This is a genomic window from Anaerotignum lactatifermentans DSM 14214 (assembly GCF_900142265.1).
GTDB classification, from domain to species: domain Bacteria; phylum Bacillota; class Clostridia; order Lachnospirales; family Anaerotignaceae; genus Anaerotignum; species Anaerotignum lactatifermentans.
Map to the genome: position 1 here is coordinate 4,301 of NZ_FRAH01000111.1, position 3,181 is coordinate 7,481.

Here is a 3,181-nt window from a genome sequence, read left to right on the forward strand (position 1 = left end):
CTGCAGTATTTTGATCAGCAGATGACTTTGCACTGCCTGTTTATCCAAAAAGAGGATGCGGAGTTTGGTGTTTTGATCAGCCATGACCAAAAAAGTGGTGAAGTTTATTCTGGCTATCTGCCGAACTTGGATCAATTTCAAGAGATTGGATGTGAGATTTCAGAAAAAGAAAACTGCATGGAACCGCAGATGTGACCGAAAAAGGAGGTGGATACCATGAAACTTTCTGCGATACAGGTGAAGTTTGAAACCAGCAAGTATCAAGCACTAAAGCGATATGCGGCAAAAAAAGAGGTGTCTTTGGAGCAGGAACTGGAAGAAACACTGAACAGGCTGTATCGAAAACTGGTGCCGCCAGATGTCCGTGAGTATATAGAAGAAGGCGATGATATAGAAAAAACAGGTAAACCAAAAGTGAAAAAAAAGGAAAAAGAATCCGAGAAAGAACAGAATCAAGCAGAACAGCCGCAGGATAGCCAATCCGTTTAAGGAAAAGAGAACAATTAGTTTTATACTTGACTGTTTTTTGTATTTATGGTATGCTGACATAAAAATAAGTATGTGAGGTGTAAAGATGATTAATTTTTCTTGCAAATAAAATTAAAATATACAATGATGCTATGGTCTTAGGGTATCATTGTGCCTATTGCAAGAAAGTTAAAAGTCTATTTACTTGATTTGATATATTCATATCACTCTCAATGGGATAATATTATTATGCTATGACGAGCTGTAAGAATTAACTTTCTTGCAGCTCTTATTTTATTTTCTTTGTGTTTTGAACAAAGGAGGAATGAATGATGTCAATGATTCAAGTGGAGAACCTTACATTTTCTTACCCATCAGGTTATGATAATATTTTTGAAAATGTTAGTTTTCAGATTGATACAAATTGGAAGCTTGGCTTTATAGGAAGAAATGGCAGAGGAAAAACAACTTTTTTCAATCTTTTGCTTGGTAAATATGAATATCAAGGGAAAATAAAGTCTTCCGTGCAATTTGACTATTTCCCATATGTTATTGCTGACAAAAACAGATTAACAGAAGATATTCTTTTTGAAATTTGTCCGTTTGCAGAAAGGTGGGAAATAATTAGAGAATTGTCTTACCTAGAAGTTCATGAAGATGTGCTTTTGAAACTCTTTTCAATACTTTCGGGTGGAGAACAGACAAAAGTGTTACTTGCAGCACTATTTTTAAATGATGGACATTTTCTGCTCATTGATGAACCAACAAATCATTTAGATGCAAAAGCAAGGGAATTGGTTTCAGCATATTTGAAAAACAAAAAAGGTTTTATTTTAGTATCTCATGATCGTTGTTTTTTAGATGGATGTGTTGATCATATTTTATCTATAAATCGATCCAATATAGAAGTGCAAAAAGGAAATTTTTCTACTTGGTATACCAATTTTCAGCAACAGCAAGAGTTTGAACTTGCCAAAAATGTAAAGCTAAAAAAGGATATTGCACACATGAAGCAGGCAGCTCAGCAAACAAAAAGCTGGTCTGATGCTGTTGAAAAGACCAAAAATGGTACCCGTATCAGTGGTGTAAAAGCGGATAAGGGATATATTGGTCATAAAGCGGCTAAAATGATGCAAAGAGCAAAAAATATCGAAGCAAGGAAACAGCGAGCAATTGACGAAAAATCCAGTCTTCTTAAAAATTTGGAAACGGCAGAAGATTTAAAAATGAAGCCGTTATTATACTTTAGAGACACTTTAGCTTCTTTCTCTCATGTTACTCCAATTTTCCATGGAAAAGATATTTGTCAGCCCATTTCCTTTGAGATAAAAAGAGGAGAACGCATTGCTCTTGATGGTAAAAATGGGTCTGGTAAAACAAGTATCTTGAAGTTATTAATGGGACAATCTATAGAATTTTGTGGCGAGTTTTCTATTGGTTCAGGGCTGATAGTATCCTATGTTCCGCAAGATACTTCAAACCTAACAGGGCTTTTATCCGATTTTGCAGAAAATAATCGGATTGATGAAAGCCTGTTTAAAGCAATATTACGCAAAATGGATTTTACAAGAACACAGTTCGGAAAGAATATAGAAGATTTTTCATCAGGGCAAAAGAAAAAAGTTTTCATTGCAAAAAGTCTCTGCGAACAGGCACATTTATATGTGTGGGACGAACCACTCAACTATATTGATATTTATTCCAGAATGCAGATTGAAAATTTGATTAAAGAATTTTCACCTACAATGATTTTTGTAGAACATGATGCGGTTTTTAGAAACACCATTGCGACAAAAGAAGTACAACTTTATAAAAAGTAATTGTTCCAAAGTAAATAGAAGAAGATGGAAAAATCCAATAAACCAAGAATGCAGAAAAAGTAAATAGAGCCGAGTGAAGAAGTTATTGAAACAAAAAAGAGCAGCCGTTATCAGCTGCTTTTTTCTATGGAAAAATGATTAAGAAATAGTCGAAAAATTTCCTGATCCGTTTCTAAATCTCGTGACAGAAAATGCTTTGAGATTTCGATTACGATCCAATGATGAAACAACTGCATCAAGGAACATGTCAGAAAGCAGTGAATCAGTTTTTGTTGGAACTGTTCCCAGGCATCATTACCGAGAATTTCCATGAGTTTTTGTTCTGTCTGTCTCATATCAACAAGGTCGACAGAAAGGTGATAGGAACGGGTATACGTGTTATAAAACTCTTTCAGGGCTTGTTCTAATAAGGAATCTGCCAGTGCAGTCCAGCAAAGTTCCATTTCAGTGGAAGGCTCCTGACAATCAAACATGAGTATGGAACCGTTGTTGTTTTCTAAATCATCCTGTATTTTCTTCTGTAAATCCGAAATGGATTGATAAATTTCATCTTCCAAAGCGCAGAAATCCATTTCCACAATCAAGCGAAAAAACATGGATAGATAATGATTGAGTAGATAATTTTTCTGTCCAAGAAGCCGATGAAATTCTTTTGCGGTACGAAAAATATCTGAGAACGCTGATGTGTTTTCAGATTGGTGCGAAAGAAAATGTTGAAAAATATCCATAAATAAAAACCACCTGTTCACCAAAGTCGGCAAAGCCGCTTGTGGTATATAAACTCTGTTGACGAAAGGTGTCAAGAAGAAAATGAAAAGTAGTTTAACATTTTAGAAAATAAATATGATATAATAAAATTCAATGTAGGAGGTGAGAATGATGAAATACATTTT

At 34.7% G+C, this 3,181-nt stretch carries 4 protein-coding genes; 3 read left to right on the forward strand and 1 reads right to left on the reverse strand.

The features are described 5' to 3' along the window. The 3 genes from BUB35_RS17330 to abc-f all read left to right on the forward strand — a co-directional run. Positions 1-195, forward strand: a 195-nt coding sequence (locus BUB35_RS17330; RefSeq protein ID WP_330391269.1) for a hypothetical protein, incomplete at its 5' end; no start/stop codon positions are given. Positions 196-216: 21 nt separating this feature from the next. After that, entirely contained in the window at positions 217-489 is a 273-nt protein-coding gene (locus tag BUB35_RS17335; protein ID WP_072853780.1) for a DUF6103 family protein, read from the forward strand. 311 nt (positions 490-800) lie between these two features. Then, positions 801-2,288: a ribosomal protection-like ABC-F family protein gene (gene abc-f, locus BUB35_RS17340; RefSeq protein ID WP_072853782.1), complete on the forward strand. Its 1,488-nt coding sequence runs from the start codon at positions 801-803 to the stop codon at positions 2,286-2,288. 110 nt (positions 2,289-2,398) lie between these two features. Here abc-f and BUB35_RS17345 read toward each other — a convergent pair whose 3' ends face one another. Next, a complete protein-coding gene (locus BUB35_RS17345) occupies positions 2,399-3,016 on the reverse strand; it encodes a hypothetical protein (protein ID WP_072853784.1) in 618 nt (205 codons plus the stop codon). Between the last annotated feature and the right edge of the window lie 165 nt (positions 3,017-3,181).

Excerpts from the sequence above, each read along its gene's own strand:
- abc-f (WP_072853782.1), top strand. The coding sequence starts at position 801 with ATGTCAATGATTCAAGTGGAGAACCTTACATTTTCTTACCCATCAGGT.
- BUB35_RS17335 (WP_072853780.1), top strand. The coding sequence starts at position 217 with ATGAAACTTTCTGCGATACAGGTGAAGTTTGAAACCAGCAAGTATCAA.
- BUB35_RS17345 (WP_072853784.1), bottom strand. The coding sequence starts at position 3,016 with ATGGATATTTTTCAACATTTTCTTTCGCACCAATCTGAAAACACATCA.